General features: G+C 73.0%; 26 protein-coding genes and 1 pseudogene. 8 read left to right on the forward strand and 19 right to left on the reverse strand.

Annotated elements, in window-relative coordinates; translation table 11 throughout:
* The 3 genes and pseudogenes from ABZY20_RS04825 to sigE form a co-directional block, all read right to left on the reverse strand.
* Positions 1–629 (reverse strand): annotated as a pseudogene (locus ABZY20_RS04825) (protease); the annotation flags it as partial.
* Between the two features lie 133 nt (positions 630–762).
* Positions 763–1803, reverse strand: a complete 1041-nt coding sequence (locus ABZY20_RS04830; RefSeq protein ID WP_356436571.1) for a zf-HC2 domain-containing protein — start codon at positions 1801–1803, stop codon at positions 763–765.
* Positions 1800–2501, reverse strand: a complete 702-nt coding sequence (gene sigE, locus ABZY20_RS04835) for an RNA polymerase sigma factor SigE (RefSeq protein ID WP_356436573.1) — start codon at positions 2499–2501, stop codon at positions 1800–1802. The genes ABZY20_RS04830 and sigE overlap by 4 nt, the downstream gene beginning before the upstream one ends.
* A 234-nt stretch (positions 2502–2735) precedes the next feature.
* On the opposite strand from sigE, the gene ABZY20_RS04840 reads away from it, so the two are divergent.
* Positions 2736–3434, forward strand: coding sequence for an O-methyltransferase (locus ABZY20_RS04840; protein WP_356437402.1), 699 nt, complete (start codon positions 2736–2738; stop codon positions 3432–3434).
* A gap of 117 nt (positions 3435–3551) precedes the next feature.
* Here ABZY20_RS04840 and ABZY20_RS04845 read toward each other — a convergent pair whose 3' ends face one another.
* Together ABZY20_RS04845 and ABZY20_RS04850 are read right to left on the reverse strand one after the other, a co-directional pair.
* Complete coding sequence (locus ABZY20_RS04845) at positions 3552–3719, reverse strand: DUF3117 domain-containing protein (protein WP_003966491.1); 168 nt, start codon at positions 3717–3719, stop codon at positions 3552–3554.
* Between the two features lie 153 nt (positions 3720–3872).
* Positions 3873–4037 carry a hypothetical protein gene (locus tag ABZY20_RS04850; RefSeq protein ID WP_356436575.1) on the reverse strand — a complete coding sequence of 55 codons (165 nt, stop codon included), beginning with the start codon at positions 4035–4037 and terminating at the stop codon, positions 3873–3875.
* 67 nt (positions 4038–4104) lie between these two features.
* Here ABZY20_RS04850 and ABZY20_RS04855 point away from each other — a divergent pair, with 67 nt between their 5' ends.
* Positions 4105–4908, forward strand: coding sequence for an enoyl-CoA hydratase-related protein (locus ABZY20_RS04855; protein WP_356436578.1), 804 nt, complete (start codon positions 4105–4107; stop codon positions 4906–4908).
* Here ABZY20_RS04855 and ABZY20_RS04860 read toward each other — a convergent pair.
* Both ABZY20_RS04860 and ABZY20_RS04865 read right to left on the reverse strand, forming a co-directional pair.
* Positions 4874–5494, reverse strand: a complete 621-nt coding sequence (locus ABZY20_RS04860) for a DNA-3-methyladenine glycosylase I (protein WP_356436581.1) — start codon at positions 5492–5494, stop codon at positions 4874–4876. The two genes, ABZY20_RS04855 and ABZY20_RS04860, sit on opposite strands and share 35 nt — an antisense overlap.
* Positions 5491–5880 carry a DivIVA domain-containing protein gene (locus ABZY20_RS04865; protein WP_356436584.1) on the reverse strand — a complete coding sequence of 130 codons (390 nt, stop codon included), beginning with the start codon at positions 5878–5880 and terminating at the stop codon, positions 5491–5493. Before ABZY20_RS04865 ends, ABZY20_RS04860 begins: the two co-directional genes overlap by 4 nt.
* Before the next feature lie 164 nt (positions 5881–6044).
* Between ABZY20_RS04865 and folP the strand changes: the two genes are divergently transcribed.
* Entirely contained in the window at positions 6045–6905 is an 861-nt protein-coding gene (gene folP, locus ABZY20_RS04870) for a dihydropteroate synthase (protein ID WP_356436587.1), read from the forward strand.
* A 42-nt stretch (positions 6906–6947) separates the two neighbouring features.
* Here folP and ABZY20_RS04875 read toward each other — a convergent pair whose 3' ends face one another.
* Both ABZY20_RS04875 and dapE read right to left on the reverse strand, forming a co-directional pair.
* Positions 6948–7706 (reverse strand): TIGR00730 family Rossman fold protein, encoded by a 759-nt coding sequence (locus ABZY20_RS04875; RefSeq protein WP_356436590.1) that lies wholly within the window; start codon positions 7704–7706, stop codon positions 6948–6950.
* A gap of 119 nt (positions 7707–7825) precedes the next feature.
* Entirely contained in the window at positions 7826–8905 is a 1080-nt protein-coding gene (gene dapE / locus ABZY20_RS04880) for a succinyl-diaminopimelate desuccinylase (RefSeq protein WP_356436592.1), read from the reverse strand.
* A gap of 144 nt (positions 8906–9049) precedes the next feature.
* Between dapE and ABZY20_RS04885 the strand changes: the two genes are divergently transcribed.
* Together ABZY20_RS04885 and ABZY20_RS04890 are read left to right on the forward strand one after the other, a co-directional pair.
* Positions 9050–9970, forward strand: coding sequence for a heavy metal transporter (locus ABZY20_RS04885; RefSeq protein WP_356436594.1), 921 nt, complete (start codon positions 9050–9052; stop codon positions 9968–9970).
* Between the two features lie 347 nt (positions 9971–10317).
* Positions 10318–10764 (forward strand): ATP-binding protein, encoded by a 447-nt coding sequence (locus ABZY20_RS04890; RefSeq protein WP_356436596.1) that lies wholly within the window; start codon positions 10318–10320, stop codon positions 10762–10764.
* An 87-nt stretch (positions 10765–10851) separates the two neighbouring features.
* On the opposite strand, the gene ABZY20_RS04895 is transcribed toward ABZY20_RS04890, so the two are convergent.
* Positions 10852–11943 (reverse strand): bifunctional succinyldiaminopimelate transaminase/glutamate-prephenate aminotransferase, encoded by a 1092-nt coding sequence (locus ABZY20_RS04895; RefSeq protein ID WP_356436598.1) that lies wholly within the window; start codon positions 11941–11943, stop codon positions 10852–10854.
* A gap of 137 nt (positions 11944–12080) precedes the next feature.
* Complete coding sequence (gene fdxA, locus ABZY20_RS04900; protein ID WP_031078476.1) at positions 12081–12401, reverse strand: ferredoxin; 321 nt, start codon at positions 12399–12401, stop codon at positions 12081–12083.
* 140 nt (positions 12402–12541) lie between these two features.
* Here fdxA and ABZY20_RS04905 point away from each other — a divergent pair, with 140 nt between their 5' ends.
* Both ABZY20_RS04905 and ABZY20_RS04910 read left to right on the forward strand, forming a co-directional pair.
* Positions 12542–13573, forward strand: a complete 1032-nt coding sequence (locus tag ABZY20_RS04905) for a GNAT family N-acetyltransferase (protein WP_356436600.1) — start codon at positions 12542–12544, stop codon at positions 13571–13573.
* A gap of 17 nt (positions 13574–13590) precedes the next feature.
* The gene (locus tag ABZY20_RS04910; protein ID WP_356436602.1) at positions 13591–14442 is read left to right on the forward strand and encodes a transglutaminase-like domain-containing protein; all 852 of its coding nucleotides are present in this window, start codon (positions 13591–13593) and stop codon (positions 14440–14442) included.
* Positions 14443–14555: 113 nt separating this feature from the next.
* On the opposite strand, the gene ABZY20_RS04915 is transcribed toward ABZY20_RS04910, so the two are convergent.
* The 4 genes from ABZY20_RS04915 to ABZY20_RS04930 all read right to left on the reverse strand — a co-directional run bounded on the left by ABZY20_RS04915 (position 14556) and on the right by ABZY20_RS04930 (position 18590).
* The gene (locus ABZY20_RS04915; RefSeq protein ID WP_356436604.1) at positions 14556–16928 is read right to left on the reverse strand and encodes a hypothetical protein; all 2373 of its coding nucleotides are present in this window, start codon (positions 16926–16928) and stop codon (positions 14556–14558) included.
* A gap of 155 nt (positions 16929–17083) precedes the next feature.
* Positions 17084–17494, reverse strand: coding sequence for a DUF6113 family protein (locus ABZY20_RS04920; RefSeq protein WP_356436606.1), 411 nt, complete (start codon positions 17492–17494; stop codon positions 17084–17086).
* On the reverse strand, positions 17491–18366 hold the full coding sequence (gene mshB, locus ABZY20_RS04925; RefSeq protein WP_356436609.1) for an N-acetyl-1-D-myo-inositol-2-amino-2-deoxy-alpha-D-glucopyranoside deacetylase: 876 nt from the start codon (positions 18364–18366) through the stop codon (positions 17491–17493). The genes ABZY20_RS04920 and mshB overlap by 4 nt, the downstream gene beginning before the upstream one ends.
* 29 nt (positions 18367–18395) lie before the next feature.
* Entirely contained in the window at positions 18396–18590 is a 195-nt protein-coding gene (locus ABZY20_RS04930; RefSeq protein WP_003992731.1) for a hypothetical protein, read from the reverse strand.
* A 177-nt stretch (positions 18591–18767) separates the two neighbouring features.
* Here ABZY20_RS04930 and ABZY20_RS04935 point away from each other — a divergent pair, with 177 nt between their 5' ends.
* Positions 18768–20891, forward strand: a complete 2124-nt coding sequence (locus tag ABZY20_RS04935; protein ID WP_356436612.1) for a prolyl oligopeptidase family serine peptidase — start codon at positions 18768–18770, stop codon at positions 20889–20891.
* 576 nt (positions 20892–21467) lie between these two features.
* Here the strand turns inward: ABZY20_RS04935 and ABZY20_RS04940 are convergent.
* Genes ABZY20_RS04940 through ABZY20_RS04955 form a run of 4 tightly spaced genes read right to left on the reverse strand, consistent with a single transcriptional unit; the run spans position 21468 to position 25560 of the window.
* Positions 21468–22616 carry a dipeptide ABC transporter ATP-binding protein gene (locus ABZY20_RS04940; protein WP_356436615.1) on the reverse strand — a complete coding sequence of 383 codons (1149 nt, stop codon included), beginning with the start codon at positions 22614–22616 and terminating at the stop codon, positions 21468–21470.
* Complete coding sequence (locus ABZY20_RS04945) at positions 22609–23667, reverse strand: ABC transporter ATP-binding protein (protein WP_356436618.1); 1059 nt, start codon at positions 23665–23667, stop codon at positions 22609–22611. The genes ABZY20_RS04940 and ABZY20_RS04945 overlap by 8 nt, the downstream gene beginning before the upstream one ends.
* A gap of 11 nt (positions 23668–23678) precedes the next feature.
* Positions 23679–24638, reverse strand: a complete 960-nt coding sequence (locus ABZY20_RS04950; RefSeq protein WP_356436621.1) for an ABC transporter permease — start codon at positions 24636–24638, stop codon at positions 23679–23681.
* The gene (locus ABZY20_RS04955) at positions 24631–25560 is read right to left on the reverse strand and encodes an ABC transporter permease (RefSeq protein ID WP_356436624.1); all 930 of its coding nucleotides are present in this window, start codon (positions 25558–25560) and stop codon (positions 24631–24633) included. Before ABZY20_RS04955 ends, ABZY20_RS04950 begins: the two co-directional genes overlap by 8 nt.
* Positions 25561–25654 lie beyond the last annotated feature (94 nt).

Consider the following 25654-nt stretch of genomic DNA (forward strand, 5'->3'; position numbering starts at 1 on the left):
GCCGCGGCCACCGGGGCCGGCGCCGGGCGCAGGGGCCCGGGCGGTGCGCTCGAGGCCAGCGCGGGCAGCTGCGCCGTGGGGGCGGGCGCTCCGGGGGCCGGCGCGGGCAGGCCGGGGTGCGCCGCCGGGGCGGGCGCGGCGGGCAGGGGCGGCTGCCCGGGTATCGCCACGCCCTGCGCCGGGGTCGCCGCGGGGTGCTGGACGGGCGGTGCGGGGGCCCAGGGGCCCGGTTCTCCGTAGGGTGGGGTGCTGTACGGATCGGGGTCGTGCAGCGGCTTGGGGGCGGCCTCGGACGGCGCGGCGGGCTGAGCGGCGGCGGAGAGTGAGTCGGCTGCGGCCCCGTCCCCGCCGACCGCGGCGGTCTGAGCCGCCCCGCCGGGCTGCTCCCTGTCCCCGGCGGAGTCCTCCCGGGTCGCCGGCGGCTCGGGGCGCCTCAACTCGTAGTCGCCGTCGTCGTCGCCGTCCTGCCGGGCCATGGGCCGCGCCAGCTCGAAGTCGCCGTCGGCGCCGGGGTGGCCCGCCTGGCCCGCCACCGGCGTCCGAGCCTGGTCCGCGCCCGCCCCGTCCGAGGACTCCTGCGTCCTCGGACGGTTCCACCACTTCTCTTTCGTGGGCTTCCCCTCGTTCATGCTCTCCCCACAGCACTGCCGCGGCACGGCTCGTCGGCGGTGGCCGCAGTTCGTCGGATCGGCGCCCGGACACACCTCGGCCGCGGGCGCCACCCCCGGATTCAATCAGGTTCGCGGGCCGGCGCGCTGGCGGTCAGCGGGCCGTACGCGAGGAGGCGGAGGCCGAGGGGGGCGCGGCCGGCTCCGGGAGGGGCACGGCGAGCAGGGGCGCCGTGATCTCGGGGGCGGCCGACCACGTGGTCAGCGCGACCGGTGGAGCCGCCTCCAGCGGCCGTATCAGCGGGGACATGGCGGCGGCTCCCGCCACCACCGGGGCGGTCAGCGCGTGCACGGCGTGCTGCCGCGCGGCCGAGGAGATGCCGGGCAGCAGCGGCGCGGACACCTCGGTCGGGGCGACCGGGGTGCGGCCCACGGCGCTCTGGCCGTGCACCTGCCCGAGCAGCGGTCCCGTGCCGCGGCGGCGCTGGGACTCGGGCGTCGCCGCCGCGCCCGTGCCCTGCGTGCGCATCGGTGTGACGTTGCTGCCCTTGCCCGAGCCGCGGGCCTCCGTGTCGGCCGGGGTGACGGAGGTGACGCCGCCCAGCGCGATCGCCGCCAGGGACACCGCCCCGGCGGCCACGAAGGCGAAGCGCAGCCGTGAGGACGATCTGTCCGTCTCGGGCCGGCCGACGTCGTGGATGCGGAAGCCCCGGCCGCCCGAGGCGAGGCCGCTCCGGCCGGTGGGCAGGCCGCGCCCGCCCGGCGGGAGTGCGCTGCCCGGGGGCGGCGGCAGCACCGGCAGGTGCGGCCGGGACGGGGCGTAGCCGAACTCGAACCGCTCACCGCGCTTCACCCCGAAGGCCCCGGACGTGCCGAACCGTCCGGACGGCCCTCCGGGCAGCCCTCCCCCGCCCAGCGGCGTGGCATCACCGTCCGGGCCGCCGCCCGCCGGTAGTCCCTGCAGGCGGGCCAGGAAGCTCTCGGAGGGGGGCGGCGGGGCCGCCTCCGCGAAGACGTTCTTCAGCCGGCGCTGGGCGTCCACCTCCGCCTTGCACTTCGCGCAGGTGGCCACGTGCGCCAGTACGCGCTCTCGCGCGTCATGACCGAGCTCCCCGTCCACCAGGGCGGAGAGTCGGTCTCCCAGGTGCTGCTCTGCGAGGTGTCCCTCGGAAGGTGTGGACCGGGATCCGCTCACGCGCTCGCGCCCCCTCCTCCCCATGCGGGAACACGGGGCACGAAGGAGCGGCGCTCGGCGCGCGCTTCCGGCGACCGGTGCGCGAGGGCCTTGCGCAGCTGGGAGCGGCCGCGGTGGATCCGCGAACGGACCGTGCCGAGCTTGACGCCGAGCGTGGCGGCGATCTCCTCGTACGACAGCCCCTCGATGTCGCACAGGACGACCGCGGCGCGGAACTCCGGGGCGAGGGTGTCGAGGGCCTGCTGGACGTCCGCGTCGAAGTGGGCGTCGTTGAAGACCTGCTGGGGCGTGGGCTCCTTGCTGGGCAGCCGCTCGGCCGCGTCGTCGCCGAGCGCGTCGAAGCGGATGCGCTGCTTGCGGCGGACCATGTCCAGGAAGAGGTTCGTGGTGATGCGGTGCAGCCAGCCCTCGAAGGTGCCCGGCGTGTACGTCGACAGGGAGCGGAAGACGCGGACGAAGACCTCCTGCGTGAGGTCCTCGGCGTCGTGCTGGTTGCCGGTGAGGCGGTAGGCGAGCCGGTAGACCCGGCCGCTGTGCGTGCTGACGATCTCCTCCCAGGTGGGCGGAGTCCACGCCTGCCCGTCCGCGTCGGTGGAGAAGGTCGCGGTCTGGGCGCGGTCAGCGGCGTGGCTGTGGTCAGCAGCGGTGTCGTTCACGGATGTCGGCCTGCCCGCCGATCCGAGGAAGCGCCGGAGCACTCCTGCGCGATCCGCAGGCGCAGCCGCACCTCCCCTGTCAGCTCTGGTGGTGTCCAGTGGAGCCCCTACCATAGCCACCTCGCCCGTTAGGACCGGATAAGCGGTTTTACGAGAATTTGATCTGGGCTGATACGCCTCGTACTGCTGCGTCGGCACTTGCTCGGTGTCCAGGTCCACTCCTCGCCCCCCGTCACGGCCCACGCCCGTTGCTCATCCCTTTAAACGACCGGTCCCATCTGCGGGTTCCCGGGCCCAACGGATACAGTCACGCCCAGGCATCCACGGGGACAGGAGAGGGTCATTACCGGCAACCGGCAGACGAGCTGGGCGTTCGCCGACGCCTATGTCGCCGAGGACGAAGCACTGCGCTGGGCCCGTGACCGGGCCCGCGAGGCAGGGCTGCGCTCGGTGTCGCCCGGCACGGGCGCCGCGCTGCGGTTGCTGGCCGCCTCCGTCGACGCCAAGGCCGTCGCGGAGATCGGGACCGGCTGCGGGGTCTCCGGGATCCATCTCCTGCACGGCATGCGGCCCGACGGTGTCCTGACGACCGTGGACTCCGAGCCCGAGCACCAGCAGTTCGCCCGCCAGGCCTTCCGCGCCTGCGGCTTCGCCAGCAACCGGGCCCGCTTCATCCCGGGCCGGGCCCTGGACGTGCTGCCCCGCCTCGCGGACTCCGGCTACGACCTGGTCTTCTGCGACGGCGACCGGCTGGAGGTCATGGACTACCTCGCTGAATCGTTGCGTCTGCTGCGCCCCGGCGGGCTGGTCGTCTTCGAGGGCGCCTTCGCCAACGGCCGGACCGTGGACTCCGGTCCGCAGCCCACGGAGGTGCTGCGGCTGCGGGAGCTGCTGCGCGCCGCGCGCGAGAGCCAGGAGCTGCTGCCCGCGCTGCTGCCGGTGGGCGACGGTCTGCTGTGCGCGGTGAAGCGGTAGCCGGACGGCGGACCGCCGCCGCGGCGGCCCGTGCGGGAACGGGCCACGGTGACGAAACAGCTGCCCCGGCACCACGAGTGATGCCGGGGCAGTTGCAAGGGTATGGTCGCTTGCGCGTCAGCCGACGACCTTCTTGAGGGCGTCGCCGAGGGCGTCGGCCTCGTCCGGGGTCAGCTCGACGACGAGACGACCGCCGCCTTCGAGCGGAACGCGCATGACGATGCCCCGCCCCTCCTTGGTCACCTCGAGCGGGCCATCACCCGTTCGCGGCTTCATGGCCGCCATGCTCGTTCCCCTTCCTGAAACCCAGCTCATCGTCAAAGCCGACGGCCCTGAAGAAGGGCACACGTGCGGTCCATGTGGCAGGACACGCGACACCGGCATCGAACACATTGCTTCCCAGCCATTATCCCGCATCGCAGGACCCGATGACCAACATCAGTCGGCATCGCTTGGGCAACGCACGCGAGCAAAACCACTCAATTCGGCGATGAGGCTGCGATACTCCGCCACCGCGCCCACTTCTTCCGAACGGATCCGGACGAGAATTCTTTGACGCAGGTCACACGACCGTCCCCGTCTTCCGCCGGTGATCTCCGTCATGCTGTCCTGCAGACCCGGGGCGTACCGGCCGGTACGCCCCCGATCCGCGACCCGGAGGGGATACGCCATGGCCGACACCGTGCTCTACGAGGTGAGCGACGGACTCGCGACGATCACGCTGAACCGCCCGGAGGCGATGAACGCGCTGAACGTGGAGACCAAGGTCGCCCTGCGGGAGGCGGTGGAGTCGGCGGCGGGCGACGCGGCCGTACGGGCGGTGCTGCTGACCGCCGCCGGGGACCGGGCGTTCTGCGTGGGGCAGGACCTCAAGGAGCACATCGGGCTGCTGGTCCAGGACCGGGAGACCGGCTCGGGGCAGACCATGAGCACGGTGCGCGAGCACTACAACCCCATCGTGCGGGCGCTGGCGGGGGCGGCGAAGCCGGTCGTCGCCGCGGTGAACGGGGTGGCGGCCGGGGCGGGCTTCGGCTTCGCGCTGGCGGCGGACTACCGGATCGTGGCGGACACGGCCGCGTTCAACACGTCGTTCGCCGGGGTGGCGCTCACCGCCGACTCGGGCATCTCCTGGACCCTGCCGCGGGTGGTCGGCCCGGGGCGGGCCACCGACCTGCTGCTCTTCCCGCGGAGCATCGGCGCGCAGGAGGCGTACGAGCTGGGCATCGCCAACCGGCTGGTGCCGGCCGGGGAGCTGCGCGCCGAGGCCGGGAAGGTCGCGCGGGCGCTCGCCGAGGGACCGACGGTGGCGTACGCGGCCCTGAAGGAGGCGGTGGGGTACGGGCTGACGCACTCCCTTGAGGAGACGCTGGCGAAGGAGGACGAGCTGCAGACCAGGGCGGGCTCCTCCGAGGACCACGCGATCGCGGTGCAGGCCTTCGTCAACAAGGAGAAGCCGAAGTACCTGGGGCGGTGAGCCCGGCGCTCCTGGCCACGCACGTCTCCAGATGGTCGTCGACCAGGCCGCACGCCTGCATCAGGGCGTACGCCGTCGTCGGCCCGACGAAGCGCAGGCCGCGCTTCTTCAGCGTCTTGGACAGCGCCGTCGACTCCGGGGTGACGGGCGGGACGTCGGCGAGGGTCTTCGGGGTGGGGCGGGTGGCCGGGGCGGGGGCGTAGGACCAGATCAGCCCGTCCAGTTCGCCCGGGGACCAGCCGGCCAGCACCCGGGCGTTGGCGAGGGTCGCGTCGATCTTGGCGCGGTTGCGGATGATGCCGGTGTCGGCAAGGAGCCGCTCGCGGTCCGCGTCGGTGAAGGCGGCCACCGAGGCGATCTCGAAGCCGGCGAAGGCGGCGCGGAAGCCGGGGCGGCGGCGCAGGATCGTGATCCAGGACAGGCCGGACTGGAACGCCTCCAGGCTGAGCCGTTCGAAGAGCGCGTCGTCGCCGTGGACCGGCCGGCCCCACTCCTCGTCGTGGTACGCCACGTACTCCGGGGCGGACAGCGCCCAGGGGCAGCGCAGCGCGCCGTCCGGCCCGGCCAGGGCCGCGCCGTCGCTCACGGCCGGTCCTCGTGCCGGGGGGCGGGCTTGTCCATGGACACGTGGTGCTCCGCGGACCCGCGCAGCGGACCGTGCGCGGAGGCCTCCCGGGCTCCGGCCAGCGCGGACTCCAGGTCGGCGATGCGGGCGTCGCGCTCGGCGAGCTCCGCGCCCAGGCGGCTGAGGGCGTCGTCCACGTCCGCCATGCGGTAGCCGCGGACGGCGAGCGGGAAGCGCAGCTCCTCCACGTCGGCGCGGCCGACCGGGCGGTCCGGGGGCAGCGGGTCCCGCAGCCGCTCGGGGGCGGCCTCGGGCAGCGGGCCGTTCTCGCCGCCGCCCACGACGGCGAGGGTCACCGCGGCGACCACGACGGCGAGCGCGACGACCAGGAACAGGAACATAACCATCGCGGGGCCCCCACGGTCGGACGGAACTGAGTCGTCGGAAGTCCCCGGGAATCCCCGGGAGTCCTCCGAGTCGGATGGTGCCAGGGTCCGATCGTGCCATGCGAGCCGGACGGTTAGGGTCGCAGGCGGCGGAAGACGGTTCGTACCAGGGAAGGTCACAGGGGATGCTCAGGCTGGGCAGGCGGGAATTCGGACCGCACGAGCCGGTGATCATGGCGATCGTGAACCGGACCCCGGACTCCTTCTACGACCGGGGCGCCACCTTCCGCGACGAGCCGGCCCTCGCGCGCGTGGAGCAGGCGGTGGCCGAGGGCGCCGCGATCATCGACATCGGCGGCGTCAAGGCCGGGCCGGGCGAGGAGGTCACGGCCGAGGAGGAGGCGCGGCGCACGGTCGGCTTCGTGGCGGAGGTGCGGCGGCGGTTCCCGGACGTGATCATCAGCGTGGACACCTGGCGGGCCGAGGTCGGCGAGGCGGTGTGCGAGGCCGGCGCGGATCTGCTGAACGACGCGTGGGGCGGGGTCGACCCGGGGCTCGCTGAGGTCGCCGCGCGCCACGGGGCCGGGCTGGTGTGCACGCACGCCGGGGGCGCGCAGCCGCGCACCCGGCCGCACCGGATCGCGTACGACGACGTCATGGCCGACATCCTGGACGTCACGGTCGGGCTGGCCGAGCGGGCGCTGGCCCTCGGGGTGCCGCGGGAGTCGATCATGATCGACCCGGGGCACGACTTCGGGAAGAACACACGGCACAGCCTGGAGGCGACCCGGCGGCTGGACGAGATGGTCGCCACGGGCTGGCCGGTGCTGGTGTCGCTGTCCAACAAGGACTTCGTCGGGGAGACGCTGGACCGGCCCGTGAAGGAACGGCTCGTGGGAACGCTGGCGACCACGGCGGTGTCGGCGTGGCTGGGGGCGCAGGTCTACCGGGTGCACGAGGTCGCCGAGACTCGGCAGGTGCTGGAGATGGTCGCGGCGATCGCGGGGCACCGGCGTCCCGCCGTCGCCCGGCGCGGGCTCGCCTAGCCGGGGTCCAGAGGGCGGCGCCCCCTGGACCCTCCGACCGCTCTAGCGGCCCGCCTCCTTCGACACCAGGGCCACCGCCTCGTCCACGTCGTCCGTCACGTGGAACAGCAGCAGGTCCTTCTCCGCCGCCTTGCCCTGGGCGATGACCGTGCCGCGGAGCCAGTCCACCAGGCCGCCCCAGTACGCGCTGCCGAACAGGACGATCGGGAAGCGGGTGACCTTCTGGGTCTGGACGAGGGTCAGGGCCTCGAAGAGTTCGTCGAGGGTGCCGAGGCCGCCGGGCAGCACGACGAAACCCTGGGCGTACTTGACGAACATCATCTTCCGGACGAAGAAGTAGCGGAAGTTGAGGCCGATGTCGACGTACGGGTTCAGGCCCTGCTCGAACGGCAGCTCGATGCCGAGGCCGACCGAGACGCCCCTCGCCTCGACGGCGCCCTTGTTGGCCGCCTCCATCGCGCCGGGCCCGCCGCCCGTGATGACCGCGAAGCCCGCGTCCACCAGACCCCGGCCCAGCCGGACCCCGGCCTCGTACTCGGGCGAGCCGGCCGGGGTCCGGGCGGAGCCGAAGACGCTGATGGCGGCGGGCAGTTCCGCGAGCGTGCCGAAGCCCTCGATGAACTCCGACTGGATGCGCAGCACGCGCCAGGGATCGGTGTGGACCCAGTCGGAGGGGGCCCGCTCGTCCAGCAGCCGCTGGTCGGAGGTGCTGCCCTGCGCCTGGTCCCGCCGCCGGAGGACGGGCCCCTGGCGCTTTTCCTCCGGCGGCTGCTTCTTCCCCTCGGGGTTGCCGGTCGCCATGTGCGCTCCCTCCGTCGTGCCTGTCTTTCCACCTCAGCGTAGATCTACGCGGGTTACGAACGAGGGACGTGAGCATGTCCGCGATCCAGCGGCGTAAACACGACGGCGTCCCGGCCCCGTCAGGCGGTCAGCCAGTCCCGCAGCCGCTCCTCGCCGGCGAGGATCTTCGCGACCTCCACGCGCTCGTCCCGCTTGTGCGCCAAGTGGGGGTTGCCGGGGCCGTAGTTGACCGCCGGGACGCCCAGGGCCGAGAAGCGCGAGACGTCCGTCCAGCCGTACTTCGGCATCGGGGTGCCGCCGACCGCCTCGATGAACGCCTTGGCCGCCGGGTGGGACAGGCCCGGCATCGCCGCGGAGCTGTGGTCGACGACCTCGAACTCCTCCACCCCGCAGTCCGCGAAGACCTCCCGGACGTGGGCGACGGCCTCCTCGGGCGTACGGTCGGGCGCGTAGCGGAAGTTGACGGTGACGACGCACTCGTCGGGGATGACGTTGCCGGCCACTCCCCCGGAGATGCCGACCGCGTTGAGGCCCTCGCGGTACTCCAGGCCGTCGATGACCGGCCACCGGGGCTCGTAGGAGGCGAGGCGGGCGAGGATCGGGGCGGCCGCGTGGATCGCGTTGGAGCCCATCCAGCCGCGCGCCGAGTGGGCCCGCTCGCCCCGGGTCTTCAGCAGCACCCGCAGCGTGCCCTGGCAGCCGCCCTCGACCTGGCCGTCCGACGGCTCCAGCAGCACCGCGAAGTCGCCCGCCAGCCACTCGGGGTGGGCCTCGGCGACGTGCTTGAGGCCGTTCAGCTCCGCGGCGACCTCCTCGTTGTCGTAGAAGACGAAGGTCAGGTCGCGGTTGGGGGCCGGGACCGTGGCCGCGATGCGCAGCTGCACCGCGACGCCGGACTTCATGTCGCAGGTGCCGCAGCCCCACAGGACGCCGTCCTCGTCGAGCCGGGAGGGGACGTTGTCCGCGATCGGGACGGTGTCGATGTGGCCGGCCAGGATCACCCGCTCCGCGCGGCCCAGGGCGGTGCGGGCCACGATGTTGTTGCCGTACCGGTCGACCGTCAGGTGGGGCAGGGCGCGCAGCGCGTTCTCGATCGCGTCGGCCAGCGGCTTCTCGGTGCCGCTCTCGGAGCGGAAGTCGACGAGCCGGGCGGTGAGCTGCGCGGCGTCCAGCGTGAGGTCAAGCGAGGTGTCGGCCATGCCGTCGACCCTAACGCGCCGGGCTCCGTCCCCAGGTTTCCCACCGGCCCCATGGCACCCCGTACTCTCCAGTATTTTGTACGCGTGCCTGAGCCGTCTTCTCCCCAGCGCCGTGGCCGCCTCTTCCGATGCGGATCCGCCTTCATGGTCCTGCTCGCGGTCGCCGGATATCTCGCCGTGCAGTACGTCACGGGAGGTTCGGGCGGGCCGGGCTGCAAGGTCGTCTCGGGCAAGGGCGACGGGGCGTCGTACGCGTTCACGCCCGAGCAGGCGGTGAACGCGGCGACGATCACCGCCGTGGGCACCGCGCGCGGCCTGCCGGAGCGGGCCGTGACCATCGCGCTGGCCACCGCGCTGCAGGAGTCCGCCCTGCGCAACATCGACTACGGCGACCGGGACTCCGTCGGCCTGTTCCAGCAGCGGCCCTCGCAGGGCTGGGGCACCCCGAAGGAGATCATGGACCCGGCGTACTCGGCGGGTGAGTTCTACGACCACCTGGTCAAGGTCCCCGGCTACACGCGGCTGCCCCTGACGGTCGCCGCGCAGCGGGTGCAGCGCAGCGGTTTCCCGCAGGCCTACGCCAAGCACGAGCCGGACGCCGCACTGCTGGCCGCGGCGCTCACCGGGCAGTCGGCGGCGACGCTGACCTGCGAGGGCCGCCCGGCCGCGACCCGGGCGTCGGGCCCGGACGGGGTGCGTGCCGCGCTGGTGCGGGACTTCGGGCGCGATGTGCTGGAGCCGGCCGGTGCGCGGGTGGACGGCTCGTCGACGGCGGCACCGGCGCCCTCCCCGGGCGGCACGGGCGACTCCACCGGGCGGACGGTGACGCTGCCGGTGACCACCGGTACGGGCTCCGCGAGCGTGCGGGTGCAGGAGCAGCGGGGCTGGCAGCTGGCGCACTGGGCCGTGGCCAACGCCTCGCAGCTGCACATCGCACGGGTGACGTACGCCGGGCGGGAGTGGGTCGCCGGGAACACCGCGAGCCAGTGGCGGGCCGCGGCGGCGAAGGGCACCGCCGGGGCGGAGCGGGACGCGGACGCGGTCCGTATCGTCACGATGGGCTAGCTCGGGCAGGGGTGCGGGGACTCACCCGTGAGGGGTAAGCCGCGCGGTGCCGCGGCACCGGTGTGCGCAGGTTTTCGCACCCTCACCCGGGAAACCGGCGAATCCCTTGGGAACACCGGGCTGGAGCGATTCGGCGGGCTTTCGACGCGAGGCCCGTTTGCCCGTTTTTATCCGCAGGCGATAATGCGACGCATTACCAACTCTTTACGTTGCGGCGCCGCAACCTTCGCGGGCTTCGAGCGGTAGTCACTGCGTCCGAACCGGGGAGATCGACAGCCAGCCGATCAGCTCCCGAACCCGGCCGGACGCATCACGAACCTCATTTTCCCTCCCGTCGAAGGAGCACCATGTCCCTCCCCCTGACCCGCCGGATCGCCCGTGCCGCGCTGATCGTCGCTGCGGGAGCGGCTGCCGGGGTCGGTGCGGCCGGCTCGGCCAGCGCGGCGCCGGAGCTGCCGGCCACCCCGAACCTCGGTGGGCTGACCGCCCTGGACGGGGCGAACGTCGGCAACACCGTGGACGGCGCGGCGCAGAACGTCACCAAGGCCGCGGGCGACACCGGCGGCAAGACCGTGAAGAAGGCGGTCCCGGCCGCGGGCAAGACCGGCGGCAAGGCCGTCAAGAAGACCACGCCGGTGGCGCAGAAGGCCGCGGGTGACGCGGCCGGTACCGCCGGGCAGCTCGTCGGTGACACGGCCGGCTCGGCCAAGGGCGGCCTGCCGACCGACTCCCTCACCAAGGGCGGGGTGCCGTCCGCGGACGCGCTGCCGGTGCAGGGCCTGCCGGTCGGCTGACGCCGGACCTCGAGCAGCGAAGGGGCCCAGGGAGCTTCCCTGGGCCCCTTCGGCATGCATGGGTCCGGCACCGCGGTCACCGGCGGGTCACAGGCGCTCCACGGCCGCCCGCACCCGCTCGTCCGTCGCCGTCAGCGCCACCCGGACGAACTCCGCGCCCGCCGGGCCGTAGAAGTCCCCCGGGGCGACGAGGATGCCGCGCTCCGCGAGGTGGGCGACCGTGTCCCAGCAGGACTCGCCGCGCGTCGCCCACAGGTAGAGGCTCGCCTCGCTGTGCTCGATGCGGAAACCGTGGGAGAGCAGGGCCTCGCGCAGCAGGGTGCGGCGGGCGGCGTAGCGCTCGCGCTGGACGCGGACGTGGTCGTCGTCGCCGAGGGCCGCGACCACCGCCGCCTGCGTCGGGGCCGACGTCATCATGCCGCCGTGCTTGCGGATCTCCAGGAGCGGGCCGAGGACCGCCGGGTCGCCGGCCAGGAAGGCCGCGCGGTAGCCGGCGAGGTTGGAGCGCTTGGAGAGGGAGTGGACGGAGACGATCCCGTCGAGGGAGCCGCCGTTGACGTCGGGGTGCAGCACCGAGACCGGGTCGGCCTCCCAGCCCAGCTCCAGGTAGCACTCGTCGGAGAAGACCAGGACGCCGTGCGACCGGGCCCAGGCGACGATCCGGGTCAGCTCCTGCTTCGACAGGACCTTGCCCGTGGGGTTCGACGGGGAGTTGAGCCACAGGAGCCTCAGGCCCTCGGGGTCCAGCTCCGTCGGGTCGTCGTAGGCCTCGTACGCGGCGCGGGCCAGGCGGGCGCCGACCTCGTACGTCGGGTAGGCCAGGCGCGGGAAGGCGACCCGGTCGCCGGGGCCGAGGCCCAGCTGGGTCGGGAGCCAGGCGACGAGTTCCTTGGAGCCGACGATCGGCAGCACGTGGTGGTGGGTGACGCCCCGGGCGCCGAGGCGGCGCTCGGCCCAGCCGGTGATCGCGTCGCGCAGTTCGGGCGTGCCCCAGACGGTCGGATAACCGGGTGAGTCCGCGGCGGCGACCAGCGCTTTCTGGATCAGCTCGGGGACCGGGTCGACCGGGGTGCCGACGGACAGGTCCACGATGCCGTCCGGATGGGCGGCGGCCGTGGCCTTGAACGGTGTCAGCTTGTCCCAGGGGAAGGTGGGAAGGCGGTCGGAGACTGCGGACACGGGTGCTTGGCTCACTTTCTGGTCGTACCGGCCGCCGTACGGCCGTCACGGCGAACGCCTCGGTCCCGTACGGCGACGATCAGGACGGTGATCGGGCCGTACGGGACCGAGGCGGCGCGGGTGCGCGGGCCGCCCCGTCAGCCGTTCTGCGGCGGGAGCGCGGCGATGAACGGGTGGTCCCGCTCGATCAGGCCCAGCTTGCTGGCGCCGCCCGGAGAGCCCAGGTCGTCGAAGAACTCGACGTTCGCCTTGTAGTAGTCCTTCCACTCCTCCGGAGTGTCGTCCTCGTAGAAGATCGCCTCGACCGGGCAGACCGGCTCACAGGCACCACAGTCGACGCATTCGTCCGGGTGGATGTACAAGGACCGCTGGCCCTCGTAGATGCAGTCGACCGGGCACTCCTCGATGCACGCCTTGTCCTTGACGTCGACACAAGGCTGCGCGATGACGTAGGTCACGCTGTCGTTCCTCCTCGATAGGGCGCTGGCGGGCCTCCTCAGGCTCCGCCGCCTGGCGCGCGGGAGCGCGGCGTCGTCGATGCCCGCCCCTAGTATCTCCGTTCTTGGGCATGATCCGAACAGGAGGGGTGAACTGACCTGTGGAAATCTCTGCCGCCGGGCGACTCGAGGTCCGTATCACCGCCGCTGACGTGGGCAAACGGGTCTCCGTACGGAGCATGATCCACCACGGTGCTCCGGGTGAGAAGTTCACCGACACGGTGGGTGTTCTCACATCATGGGACAACGATGTGCTGCTGATCACACGCAGGGACGGCCAAAGCGTCCGGATAGCGGAATCCGCGCTGGTCGCGGGCAAGATCGTGCCCGCCGCCCCGGCGCGTCGCCGCGGGCCCGCCGCCTCCTACGAGGAGCTGGCCCGGGTCGCCGCGCGGGCCTGGCGCCCCGTGGAGAGCGCACGGCTCGGGGACTGGGAGCTGCGGGCCGCCTCCGGATTCACCCGGCGCGCCAATTCCGCGCTGCCCCTCGGTGACCCGGGCATGCCGCTGGACGAGGCGCTCACCGCCGTACGGCGGTGGTACGGCGAGCGCGGGCTGCCCGCCTACGTGCAGACCGCGACGGGCGCCGAGGGGACGCAGGAGCTGCTCGGCGCCCGGCTGGAGGAGCGGGGCTGGGTGCGGGAGGTGACCGCCGAGCTGTGGGTGGGGCCGCTGGCGCCGATCGCCGACCGGGGCGACCCGGCGCGGGTCGTGCTCTCCCGGGAGGCCGGCGAGCCGTGGCTGGCGCGGTACCAGCGCAAGGGCGTGAGCGAGGTGGCGCTGCGGGTGCTCGGCAGCGGGCCGTCGGTGTGGTTCGCGACCGTGCCCGCCGCGGCCGAGGGGGCGCCGGTGGCCGCCATCGGGCGATGTGTCGTGGACGGGCGGTGGGCCGGGTTCGCCGCGGTCGAGGTCGACCCGGCACTGCGGCGGCAAGGGCTCGGTACGGCCGTGATGGCCGCGCTGGCCCGGCGGGCGCTCGACGAGGGCGCCTCGGCCGCGTGGCTCCAGGTCGAGTCCGGGAACACGGGAGCGCGGGAGCTGTACGCCGGAATGGGCTTCGCCCCGCACCACGCCTACCACCACTACCGGGCGCCCGGAGCCGGCGGCGCCCCGGCCGGCGACCCGTCGTCGTGAGAGGGAACGAGTCAGTCATGCCTCCCCCGTACCCCCCGTCCCCGGAGCGCTCCGCCGAGCTGCGGCGGCGGTTCGCCGAAGAGGCCCGCTCCGAGCGGCCCGATCTGTCGGCGCTGTGCCTGCTGGTGGGCGCGCAGGCGGACCGGGAGCTGGACGAGGCGGGCCTGGACGCCGCGCAGGTCGAGCTGGACCGGCTCGCCGGGCTGCTGCCGTACCGGCCCGGGGGACCGCGGGCCTGGGCGGTGGCCCTGCGCGAGCTGCTCGGCGACCGGATGGGCTTCCACGGCACCCCGGCCGACTACCGGCGTCTGGAGTCCTCGCTGCTGCACGAGGTCCTGGTGCGGCGCAGGGGGCTGCCGATCCTGCTGTCCGTGGTGTGGATGGAGGTGGCGCGGCGGGCGGGGGCGCCGGTGTACGGGGTGGCCCTGCCGGGGCACTTCGTCGTCGGGTTCGGGGACGGGGAGGAGCGGGTGCTCGCGGACCCGTTCGACGGGGGACGGGTGCTGAGCGGGTCCGACGCGGAGCTGCTGGTGGCCGGGGCGACCGGGACGCGGCTGGACGCGGCGATGCTGCGGCCGGCCGATCCGCTGGACGTGGTGCTGCGGATCCTGAACAACGTGCGGGCGTGGGCGGCGGCCCGGCCCGAGCGGTCGGACGTGGCGCTGTGGGCCGTGGAGCTGTCCCTGCTGCTGCCGTCCCGTCCGGCCCGGCTGCGCTACGAGCGGGCGCAGTTGCTGGTGCGGCGGGGGGAGTTCCTGGCCGGGGCGGCGGAGCTGGAGGCGTACGCGGAGGTCGTGGAGGCGGTGGACGAGGCGGCCGGAGAGCGGGTGCGGGGAGAGGCCCTGGCGGCCCGGGCGATGCTGAACTGACCCCGGGTGGCCGGGCCCGCGCGGTGCGGACGGCGCCGTGCGAGCCCTGCGGGTGACGAAGAGAGCCCCTGCCGTGGGCGGGCGGGGGCTCTCGTGCCGCGGGTGGCCGGAGGTCAGTTCGGGTTGGTGTCGATGACTCCGACGCGCTCCGCGGGCGTCTTGCCGCGCAGGGCCTGGCGCAACGCCGCGACGACGTCCTGCGGCATCACGTCGCGCTTGCCGCTCGCGCCCTCGATCTGCACGTCGTCGAAGGTCGTGCCGTACGCCTCCTGGAGGGCCTTGAGGTTGTAGGTGTCCACCAGCTTGCCGTCGACGGCCTTGAAGCTGAGGATCTTCGGCAGGGACACGGGGCCGAAGTCGATGCTGTGCGCCGCGTCGGTCCGGACCGTGGCGAGGTCGGACATCGCGGGCTGCGCGATCTCCTTCAGCACCCGGTCGACCTCGGCGTTCGACACCGTCGGCTGCCGGGTGGTGGTCGGGAGGTTCACCGTGCCGGGCCGGCCGGTCTCCACCTGGGTGCGGTAGGCCTCCTCCACCGCCGCCGTCGACCTGGCGAGGTCGACGCCCTGGCCGGCCTTGCCGTACACCGGGACGGCCTTGCCGCCCTTGAACTTGATCGTGCCGTCGGTCGTCGCGCCGGAGCCGCCCGCGGCCTGCTGCAGGGACGCGTGCAGCTTCTCCTCGTCGACCGGCATGACCGGGGTGACGACCCGGTGGTTGCCGAAGAGGGAGCCGATCACGGAGACCGGGTTGTAGTCGCTCTTCGCCGCCGCGTCGGCCGTGGCGTTCATGTCGAACTGCAGGCCCGCCTTGTCCGGGTCGAGCGAGACGGTCCTGCCTGCCACCGACAGCTTCAGCGGCTCGCCCGCCCGCTCCTCGAACGCCGCGTCGAGCTTCTTCACCGCGCCGTCGCGGGTGGTGCCGCCGATGTCGACGCCGAGCACGGTGGTGCCCTTGGGCACGTCGGTGCGGTTCATCAGCAGACCGGCGCCGTAGGCGCCACCGGCCAGGACGACCACGCCCGCCGCGAGCAGCACGAGCTTGCTGCGGCCCTTCTTCTTCGGCGCCTTCGAGGAACTCGCCGGGGGCGGCGAGACCGGCTCGGGCAGCTTCGGGGCCGTGTGCGGCACCGGGCCGTCGCCGGACGCGCCCGGGCCGAACGGCGAGGCGGTGCCGGGTGACACGACCGGGATGCCGCTGGTGACGGTGTGGCCGGAGACGTTGTCGTGCCGGGGGCTGTAGCCCTGGCCGTCCGGCGGCTCGGGGGCCGGCTTCTGCGGGGTGAGGATCGCGGTGTCGTCGCTCAGGCCGCCGCCGGGGCCCGGGCCGCCCGGGCCGGCGGGGGCGTGGGCGCCGCCGGGGACGCCGGCTCGGGGACCGGGGCCTGCGGGGGCTCCCGGACCGGCCGGGCGGGTGGGGGCGCCGGGGCCGCCGCCTATGGCCCCGGGGCCGCCGGGACCGCCGGGCCCGTTCGGGCCGCCGGGGACGCCCTGCTCGCCGAAGGCGTTCGGGCCACCCGGGCCGCCCTGGCCACCGGCCGGCGGCACCATCGCAGCGTCGCCGGTGACGGGACCGCCCGTCGGACCGGCCGGGCCGCCGTCGGCGGTGAAGTCGTGGGACGCGTTCGGGCCGCCGGCCTGACCGCCGTAACCGCCCGGTCCGCGCTGCCCGTTCTGCGTGCTCTGACCGTTCTGGCCGCCGTTCTCCGAGAAGTACGGCAGGTCGTCACGGCGCGTCTCGCCGCCCGTCGGCGCGGAGCGCGGGCCGTTGCCCAGCGGACCGGCCGCCAGGGCCTCGGTGACGTCGAAGGAGCCCGTGCCGCCGCCGTGCCCGGGCGCGACGGGGCCACCGGTCGCGCCACCCGGGAGCCCGGCGCCGTTCGCCCCGCCGGGCCGGGAGCCGCCCGGTGCGCCCATGGAGCCGACCACGCCGCCGGGCCGCCCGGCACCCGGGCGCGCCCCGCCGGACGTGCCGGCGGCACCCGAAGCGGGGCCGCCCGTACCGGAAGTCCCCGTCGCGGGGCCGGAACCGCCGGGCGCACCGGCCCCGTCGGCGGAGCCGCCGCCCTGACCGCCCTTGCCGCCGCCGGACTTGCGGGGCGCGAACCAGTCGCTGGTGGGCTTGTCCCCGGCGGGCTGGGCGGGTTCGGCGGGGCTCTCGGCCGTGCCGGCGCCCGCGGACGCGGGCGTGCTGCCGGGCGCCGGCTGCTCCTCACCGCGCGTGTCGGTGTCGGCCGGGCTCTCCGCTTCCGTGACGGGCTTGCGCACCACGACCGGCGGAATGGGCCTCGACCCGGGGATGTTGATCCGGATCCGGGTCGTCAGCGTGGTCTCGGTCTTGCGTTCCTCCGGGCGCTTGGCCGAACGGCCGGCGTCCGGGCCGCCTTCGGAGACCTTCGGGGTCCCGTAGGGCGGAGTGCCCGACGGGTAGGCGGCACCACCGCGCCCGTTGGGCCCGGAGGACGGAGTGTCAGTTTCACGACTCAAGGCAGGTTCTCCCGGTTGGCTCCGCCGCCCGACACGACCTCACGCGGGCAGCTCGGCGGCGCGCACCACCATACTGGCCACTTCTCGCCCGTATCCCATGACCGCAGGGGAAACCCTCACCGGTCCCCCACCGTCACGTCCGGCGAAGTGGTACGTCACTTGCCAAGTCGGACGGCAGCGCCGTCCGGTTGCCGCCCCGGGGGGAGGGTGGCGCAGATCACAGCCAGGACGATGCCACCGAGGAGGAAGAGGTACGAGCCGCTGCCGGCGGCGAAGAGGAAGTCGCCCTCGGGCCGGCTGGCGGTGAGCAGCACGACGGAGAGCATCCAGCCGGCGGCGACCGCGACGCCCCCGACGCGGCCGCGCAGGACGCGCGTCGCGCCCAGGACGGCCCCGGCCTCGCCGGCGAGGGCGAGCAGCAGCCCGCCCGGGAACCACCCGGGCTGCACCAGCGCCCCGGCCGTGCCGACCACGGCACCGAGCACGAAGAATCCCAGGACGGCGCCGATCCGCCCGGCGGACGGCGGCCGCACGGGCTGGGTGAGCATCGAGCCGCCGCCGCTCACGGGGCCTCCCCGATCCCGGCGAACAGATCCGTCTCGAGCTCGCCGGAGCCGGCTTCCCCGGAGCCCCGCTCGCCGCGCACCAGCTCGTAGTACTCGGTCGTCAGGATCGGCTGGGCCAGTTCGTTGGACAGCATGAAGTACGGTTCCGCCACGGTGATCTGGGTGGCGTGGGCGCGCATCGCGGCGGCCTTGGCGGCGGCGTGTGCGGTGCCGTCGATCACGGTGGTGATCCGCTCCTCGGCCACCACGCCGGGGACGTCGTCGACCGCGGCCGCCTTGGCGAAGGGCGTGCCGGGCAGCTCCTCGCGGAGCCGGGCGAACGCCTCCTCCACCACGGGCCGGGGGACCCGGTTGTAGTAGACCTTGGGGATGCGCCAGCCTGACTCGGCGGCCAGGTCCGCGGCGCGCAGGGCGACGCGGTGGGCCTGGATGTGGTCGGGGTGGCCGTAGCCGCCGTGGTCGTCGTAGGTGACGAGGACCTGGGGGCGCACCTCCAGGATCACCTCGGCCAGGTGTGCGGCGGCCTCGTCGACGTCGGCCCGCCAGAAGCAGGCGGGGTCGTCGTTGTCGGGCAGGCCCATCATCCCGGAGTCGCTGTAGCGTCCGGCGCCGCCGAGCAGGCGGACGTCCCGGACGCCGAGCAGGGCCATGGCCTCGGCGAGCTCGCCGCGGCGGTGCCGGCCGAGGGCGACGCCGGCCAGGTGGGCGAGCTCGGGCGGGATGACCTCGCCGCGCTCGCCCAGGGTGCACGTGACCAGGGTGACGTGGGCACCCTCGGCCGCGTACCTGGCCATGGTCGCGCCGTTGTTGATCGACTCGTCGTCGGGGTGCGCGTGCACCAGCAGCAGACGACGGCCGGGCAGTTCCGTCATGGACCCCACCCTACGAGGTCGGGCGACGGTCAGAACTTGATGCTGCCGATCATGCCCGCGATGTTCGTCGTCAGCTCGCTGATCGTGGGAGCCACGGTCGAGGAGGCGAGGTAGAAGCCGAGCAGCATGCAGACGATCGCATGCCCCGCCTTCAGTCCCGACTTCTTGATCAGCAAGAAGACGATGATCGCCAGCAGCACCACCGCCGAAATCGAGAGTGCCACGGCGGTTCACCTCCAAAGATCCACGAGGGCGCGGGGGGTCGGACTATGGGGGCAGTAAATCCGTACAACAGCCAGCAGGGTCATACCCACTGTGCGTCATTGATCATAACTATCCGTCCGTGCGCATCGATCGGCGCACGGCCGCACAAGGGGGCGCATGGCCAATATGGTCAGGGCATGACGACCGAGCCTGACTCCTTCCCCCGACGGCACGCCCGTACCCAGCGCTTCACCCTCGGCGCGCCGCGTTCGTTCACCGTGGCGCCAGACGGTTCACGTGTCGTGTTCCTGCGCTCGAGTTCCGGTACGGACCGGGCGAGTTCGCTCTGGGTCCTCGACACGGAGGAGGGCGAGGAGCGTGTGGCCGCCGACCCGCGCGCCCTCCTGGGGGGCGCCTCGGAGAACCTCTCACCGCAGGAGCGGGCCCGGCGCGAGCGCAGCCGGCAGGGCGGTGCGGGCATCGTCGAGTACGCCACCGACGCGGCCGTCGAGCTGGCCTCTTTCGCCTTGTCAGGACGGCTCTTCACGGCCGAGCTGCGGGCCGGGACGGCGCGTGAGGTGTCCGCTCCGGGACCGGTGCTCGACCCGCGCCCCTCGCCCGACGGGCGGCACGTCGCGTACGTCGCGCGGGGGGCCCTGCGGGTGGTGGGCGCGGAGGGCGACGGCGACCGGGCGCTCGCCGAGCCGGAATCCGAGAATGTCTCATACGGGCTGGCCGAGTTCATCGCGGCCGAGGAGATGGGGCGGGCGCGGGGCTTCTGGTGGGCTCCGGAGTCGGACCGGCTGCTGGTGGCACGCGTGGACGACACGCCGGTGCGGCGGTGGTGGATCTCCGACCCGGCGCATCCGGAGCGGGAGCCGCAGCGGGTGGCGTATCCGGCGGCGGGCACCGCCAACGCGGAGGTGCGGCTGTTCGTGGTCGGCCTGGACGGGCTGCGGACGGAGGTCTCCTGGGACCGCGCGTGCTACCCGTATCTGGCGCATGTGCACTGGTCAGCGGCGGGCGCTCCGCTGCTGCTCGTACAGGCGCGCGACCAGCGCGGTCAGCTGATCCTGGCCGTGGATCCGGAGTCGGGCTCGACGCGGATGGTGCACGCCGACGAAGATCCAACTTGGCTTGAACTTTTCCCCGGAGTGCCGTGCTGGAGCCCTTCCGGACAGCTCGTGCGGATCGCGGACGAGGGCGGCGCGCGGGTGCTGGCGGTCGGGGAACGGCCCCTGACCGGGGCGCAGTTGCACGTGCGGGCGGTGCTGGACGTCTCCGGCGACGACGTGCTGGTCTCGGCGTCCGCCGGTGCGGAGGCGGCCGAGGCGGAGACGGGCCAGGTGCACGTCTACCGGGTGAACGAACTGGGCGTGGAGCGCCTGTCCCAGGAGCCGGGGGTGCACGCGGCGGTGCGGGCCGGGGACGTCACGGTCCTGGTCTCGGCGGCACTGGACCGGCCAGGTTCCCGGGTGCGGGTCCTGCGTGACGGAAAGCCGACCGCGACGGTCCGCTCGTACGCCGAAGATCCTGGTATGTCCCTCCGCGTGACGCTCACCGAGGGGGGCGCACGCCGTGTCCCGTGCGCCGTGCTTATGCCTCAGGACTACGACGGTGACACCCCCCTGCCGGTGCTCATGGACCCCTACGGCGGCCCGCACGGCCAGCGGGTGGTCGCCGCGCACAACGCGCACCTCACCTCGCAGTGGTTCGCGGACCAGGGCTTCGCCGTGGTGGTCGCGGACGGCCGGGGCACACCGGGCCGCTCCCCCGCCTGGGAGAAGGCGGTCCACCACGACTTCACGGTCTCGCTGGACGACCAGGTGGACGCCCTGGAGGACCTCGCGAAGCGCTACCCGCTGGACCTCTCCCGGGTGGCGATCCGCGGCTGGTCCTACGGCGGCTGGCTGGCGGGCCTGGCGGTGCTGCGCCGCCCGGACGTCTTCCACGCGGGGATCGCGGGCGCGCCGGTGACCGACTGGCGGCTGTACGACACGCACTACACGGAGCGCTACCTGGGCACCCCTCAGGAGCAGCCGGAGGCGTACGGGAGGAGCTCCCTGGTGACGGACGGCGGCCTCTCCGCCCCCGCCGCGCAGCACCGCCCCCTGATGGTCGTGCACGGCCTCGCCGACGACAACGTCGTGGTCGCCCACGCCCTGCGCCTGTCCTCGGCCCTGCTGGCCGCCGGCCGGCCCCACGAGGTGCTGCCCCTGTCGGGCGTCACGCACATGACCCCCCAGGAGCAGGTCGCGGAGAACCTGCTGCTGCTCCAGGTCGACTTCCTGAAGCGCTCCCTGGGCCTCGCGGCCCGCTGACCGCACGGCGACGGGCCGGGGCGACATGGCGCGCCCCGGCCCGTCTACGGCACCCGCACGGCCGTACGCTGACCAGCGTGCCGCGTCCGTATATCGGGACCGGGTCGGTGAAGTTGCCTGCGTGTTAACGCAGTTCGCGGGGGTTTGTGCGGATGTGGGCACCGGAGGCGACGAGTTCCACCTCGAAGCCGTCCTCGTCGGCGAGGCAGACCGCGCCCGGCCCTCGCGGAGACCGTGCGGACGCTGGGCGGGCAGTGGCCGAAGGCGTCGGCACACACGCCTCGTTGAGCCCCCGCGGCCCACCCCCGTCCCGACGGACGACGAGGTACGCCGGACCGAGCCGCCGACTACGGCCCCGTTCCCCCTCCTGGTACCGCCGTCGGCCGAGACGGCCGATCAACGGCCGATCAGCCGGCCCCAGGCGCGGACGGCCCGGGGCAGGTCGGGAAACCCGGAGTTCCAAGTGATGCGGCAGCCCGCCGTCCTGACGTGGTGTCACGGCTCCTGGAACGCGCCGGTTCCCGGCACCCCCCGCGTGGGGATGCCGGGAACCGGTACGGGCCTCGTGCGAACGGCTCAGGCCGCGTGGACCACGTCCTTCTCCTCGGCGAAGTGGCACGCCGACTCGTGGGCCGCCGGGGTGTCCTGGCCCTGGAAGCGCTCCGGGACGGCCAGCAGCGGCACCTCCTCGGCGCACTTGTCCTGGGCCTTCCAGCAGCGGGTGCGGAAGCGGCAGCCCGAGGGCGGGTTGGCCGGGGACGGGACGTCGCCGGTGAGGATGATCCGCTCGCGGCCCTCCCGGGACTCCGGGTCGGGGACCGGGACGGCCGACAGCAGCGCCTGGGTGTAGGGGTGCGTCGGGTGGTCGTAGATCTCCGTGTCCGTGCCGATCTCGGCCATCTTGCCGAGGTACATCACCCCCACGCGGTCCGAGATGTGCCGGACGATCGACAGGTCGTGCGCGATGAAGAGGTAGGACAGGTTGAACTCGTCCTGCAGCTTCTCCATCAGGTTGATGACCTGCGCCTGGACGGACACGTCCAGCGCGGAGACCGGCTCGTCGCAGATGATGATCTCGGGGTTGAGGGCCAGGCCGCGGGCGATGCCGATGCGCTGGCGCTGACCGCCCGAGAACTGGTGCGGGTAGCGGTTGATGTACTCGGGGTTGAGGCCCACCACGTCCAGCAGTTCCTGGACCCGGCGGCGGCGGTCGCCCTTCGGCGCCACCTCGGGGTGGATCTCGAAGGTCTCCCCGATGATGTCGCCCACCGTCATACGGGGGTTGAGCGAGGTGTACGGGTCCTGGAAGACCATCTGGATGTTGCGCCGGACCGCCTTCAGCGCACGCCCGGACAGCTTGGTGATGTCCTGGCCCTTGTAGAAGACCTCGCCCGCGGTGGCCTTCTCCAGCATCATCAGGAGCTTGGCGACCGTGGACTTGCCGCAGCCGGACTCGCCCACTATGCCGAGCGTCTCGCCCTGGTAGAGGTCGAAGGAGATCCCGTCCACGGCCTTGACCGCGCCGACCTGGCGCTTGAACAGGATCCCCTGCGTCAGCGGGAAGTGCTTCACCAGGTTGCGCACCTGGAGGATCGGCTCACCGCGCTCCACCGGCGCGTCGAGCGCGGCCACCGCCGCCTCCTCGGTCGCGGCCTGGACCGTCTCGACCTCGGCGACGTTGGGGGTGGCGTCCATGGACTCGTCCGTCTTCTTCAGCTCAGCCATGGATCGTCTCCTTCCAGAAGTGGCACGCGCTGCCGCGGCCGGTCAGCTCGCCGCCGTCCCGCTCGCTGACGGGGAACAGCGGCGGGACGTCCGTACGGCAGATGTCCTGCGCCTTGGGGCACCGCGGGTTGAACGCGCAGCCGGACGGGATGCGCGTCAGGTTGGGCGGCAGTCCCTTGATCGCGTACAGCTCCTGGCCCTTCTGGTCCAGGCGCGGGATGGAGTCGAGCAGGCCCTTGGTGTAGGGGTGCGCGGGGCGCTTGTACAGCTCGTGCACGGGCGCGGTCTCCACGATCCGCCCCGCGTACATCACGGCGATCTTGTCCGCGACGTCGGCGACGACGCCGAGGTCGTGGGTGATCAGGATCAGACCCATGTTGTACTCGCGCTGCAGGTCGGCCAGCAGGTCCATGACCTGGGCCTGGACCGTCACGTCGAGGGCCGTGGTGGGCTCGTCGGCGATGATCAGGTCCGGCTCCAGGGCGAGCGCCATCGCGATCATGATGCGCTGGCGCATACCGCCCGAGAACTGGTGCGGGTAGTCGTTGACCCGGGCCGCGGCGGCCGGGATCTTCACCCGGTCCATCAGCTCGATCGCCTTGACCTTGGCGTCCTTCTTGGACATGCCCTGGTGGACGCGGAACATCTCGCCGAGCTGGTAGCCCACGGAGAGCACCGGGTTCAGCGAGGACAGCGCGTCCTGGAAGATCATCGCGATCTTGTTGCCGCGGATCTTCCGGCGCTCCTCGCCCGACATCTTCAGCATGTCCTGGCCGCGGAAGAGGATCTCCCCCTTGGGGATGCGGCCGGGCGGCATGTCGAGGATGCCCATGATCGCCTGGGCGGTGACGGACTTGCCGGAGCCCGACTCGCCGAGCACGGCGAGCGTCTCCCCCGCGGCGACGGAGTAGTTGACGCCGTTGACGGCCTTGGCGACACCGTCGCGGGTGCGGAACTCCACGTGCAGGTCGCGGACTTCGAGCAGCGGACCGCCGGCGTCCTGCGAGCCGTTGGGCGCAGGACTCCCGGCTGTTTCATCGATGATGGTCACGTACGCCTCCCTCAGCGCAGCTTGGGGTCGAGGGCGTTGCGTACCGCATCGCCGAACATCAGGAACGAGAGCACCGTGATCGAGACCATCACCGACGGGATGAGCAGGGTGTGGGGTGCGATACGGAGCTGCTCGCGGCCGCGCGCCACGTCGCCGCCCCAGGACACGGCCGTGTCACCGAGACCCACGCCCAGGAAGGACAGCGTGGCCTCGGCCGCGATGTAGCCGCCGAGGGCGATGGTCGCCACGACGATGATGGGCGCGAGCGCGTTGGGCAGGATGTGCCGGAACATGATCCGGGACGTCGAGGCGCCGAGCGCCCGGGCGGCCACCACGTAGTCGGCCTGCTTGATGGTGATCACCGCACCGCGGGCCACACGGGCGATCTGGGTCCAGCCGAGGAAGGCCAGGGCCATGATGACGACCCAGACGGTGCGGTCGTCGAAGGAGTTCAGCACCACCAGGGCGCCGAGCAGGAACGGGATGCCGAGGAAGATGTCGGTCGTCCGCGAGAGCACCGTGTCGGCCCAGCCGCCGAAGTAGCCCGCGATCATGCCGATGACCGTACCGAGGACGGTGACGGCCAGCGTGACACCCACACCGACGGTGATCGAGGCGCGGGCGCCGTAGACGACCCGGGCGTAGATCGAACGGCCCTGGACGTCGTAGCCCAGCCAGTCCGGGGCGAAGAAGTGCCCCCAGTTCGGCTTGCCGAGGTAGTGCTTGGCCAGGTCGGCGTCGCGCGGCGAGGCACTGGTGAACAGCCCCGGCCACACCGCCATCACCAGCAGGAACACGATCAGCACGGCCGAGACCAGGAACAGCGGGTTGCGCCGCAGATCGTGCCAGGCGTCGGACCACAGGCTGCGCGCCTTCTCGGGAGCGGGACCCGCGTCGGTCACGACCACGCCGGCGGTGCTGGCGGTGTCCCCGGAGAGGGCGTCGACCTTCTCGATGGTCTTGTCAGGCATACCGGATCCTCGGGTCCAGGACCGCGTAGAGCAGGTCGACGATCAGGCTGGCGGCGAGGTAGATGAGCACCATCAGCGAGGCGATGCCCACGACCGTGGCGCCCTCACGGCGGGTGAGCGCCTCGTAGATCTCATAGCCGATGCCCCGGACGTTGAAGATGCCCTCGGTCACGATGGCGCCGGTCATCAGGCTGCCGATCTCGATGCCGAGGAAGGTGACCACGGGGATCAGCGAGTTGCGCATCAGGTGGACGCCGATGACACGGCGGCGCGGCAGCCCCTTGGCGACGGCGGTGCGCATGTAGTCGGACCGCAGGTTCTCCGCGATCGACGTGCGGGTCAGCCGGGCGACGTAGGCGAGGGAGAGCGACGCCAGCACGATCGCGGGGAGCGCGAGCTGGGAGAAGTCGGTCGAGTCGGTCACCGTGGGCGTGGTGACCTGCCACTTGAAGGCGAACTGGTACTGCAGCAGGAAGCCCAGCACGAAGGACGGCATCGAGACGAGGAACAGCGTCAGCGTCAGCAGGCCGCGGTCCCGGAGGGTGTCGGGGCGCAGGCCGGCGACGACGCCGAGGCCGATGCCCACGAGCGTGACGAAGGTGAAGGCGAAGATCGTCAGTCTGATCGTCACCGGGAACGCGTCGGTGATGATGTCCGCGATCGGCCGCTTGCTGGCGATCTGGGTGCCGAAGTCGCCCTGGAACAGACCGGTCATGTAGTTGACGTACTGCTGCAGCAGCGGCTGGTCGAGACCGAGATCCTTCTTGATGCTCGCGACCACGGCCGGGTCGTACGCCTGGTCCCCCATCATCGCCCGGACGGGGTCGCCGGGCAGGGCGTACATCATGCAGAAGATGAGCAGGGTTGACCCGATGAACACCGGGATCATCTGGAGCAGTCGTCGTGCGACATAGCGCCCCATAGGTGCCTCCGTGAGGGGTTAACGCAGGTGGGGGGCCGTCTCCTGGTGACGAGACGGCCCCACGCACCTCCCACCGCCACCTGCGTGGCGGCGG

Origin of the sequence: Streptomyces sp. NPDC006624, assembly GCF_040611555.1 — a bacterium.
Taxonomy (GTDB): domain Bacteria; phylum Actinomycetota; class Actinomycetes; order Streptomycetales; family Streptomycetaceae; genus Streptomyces.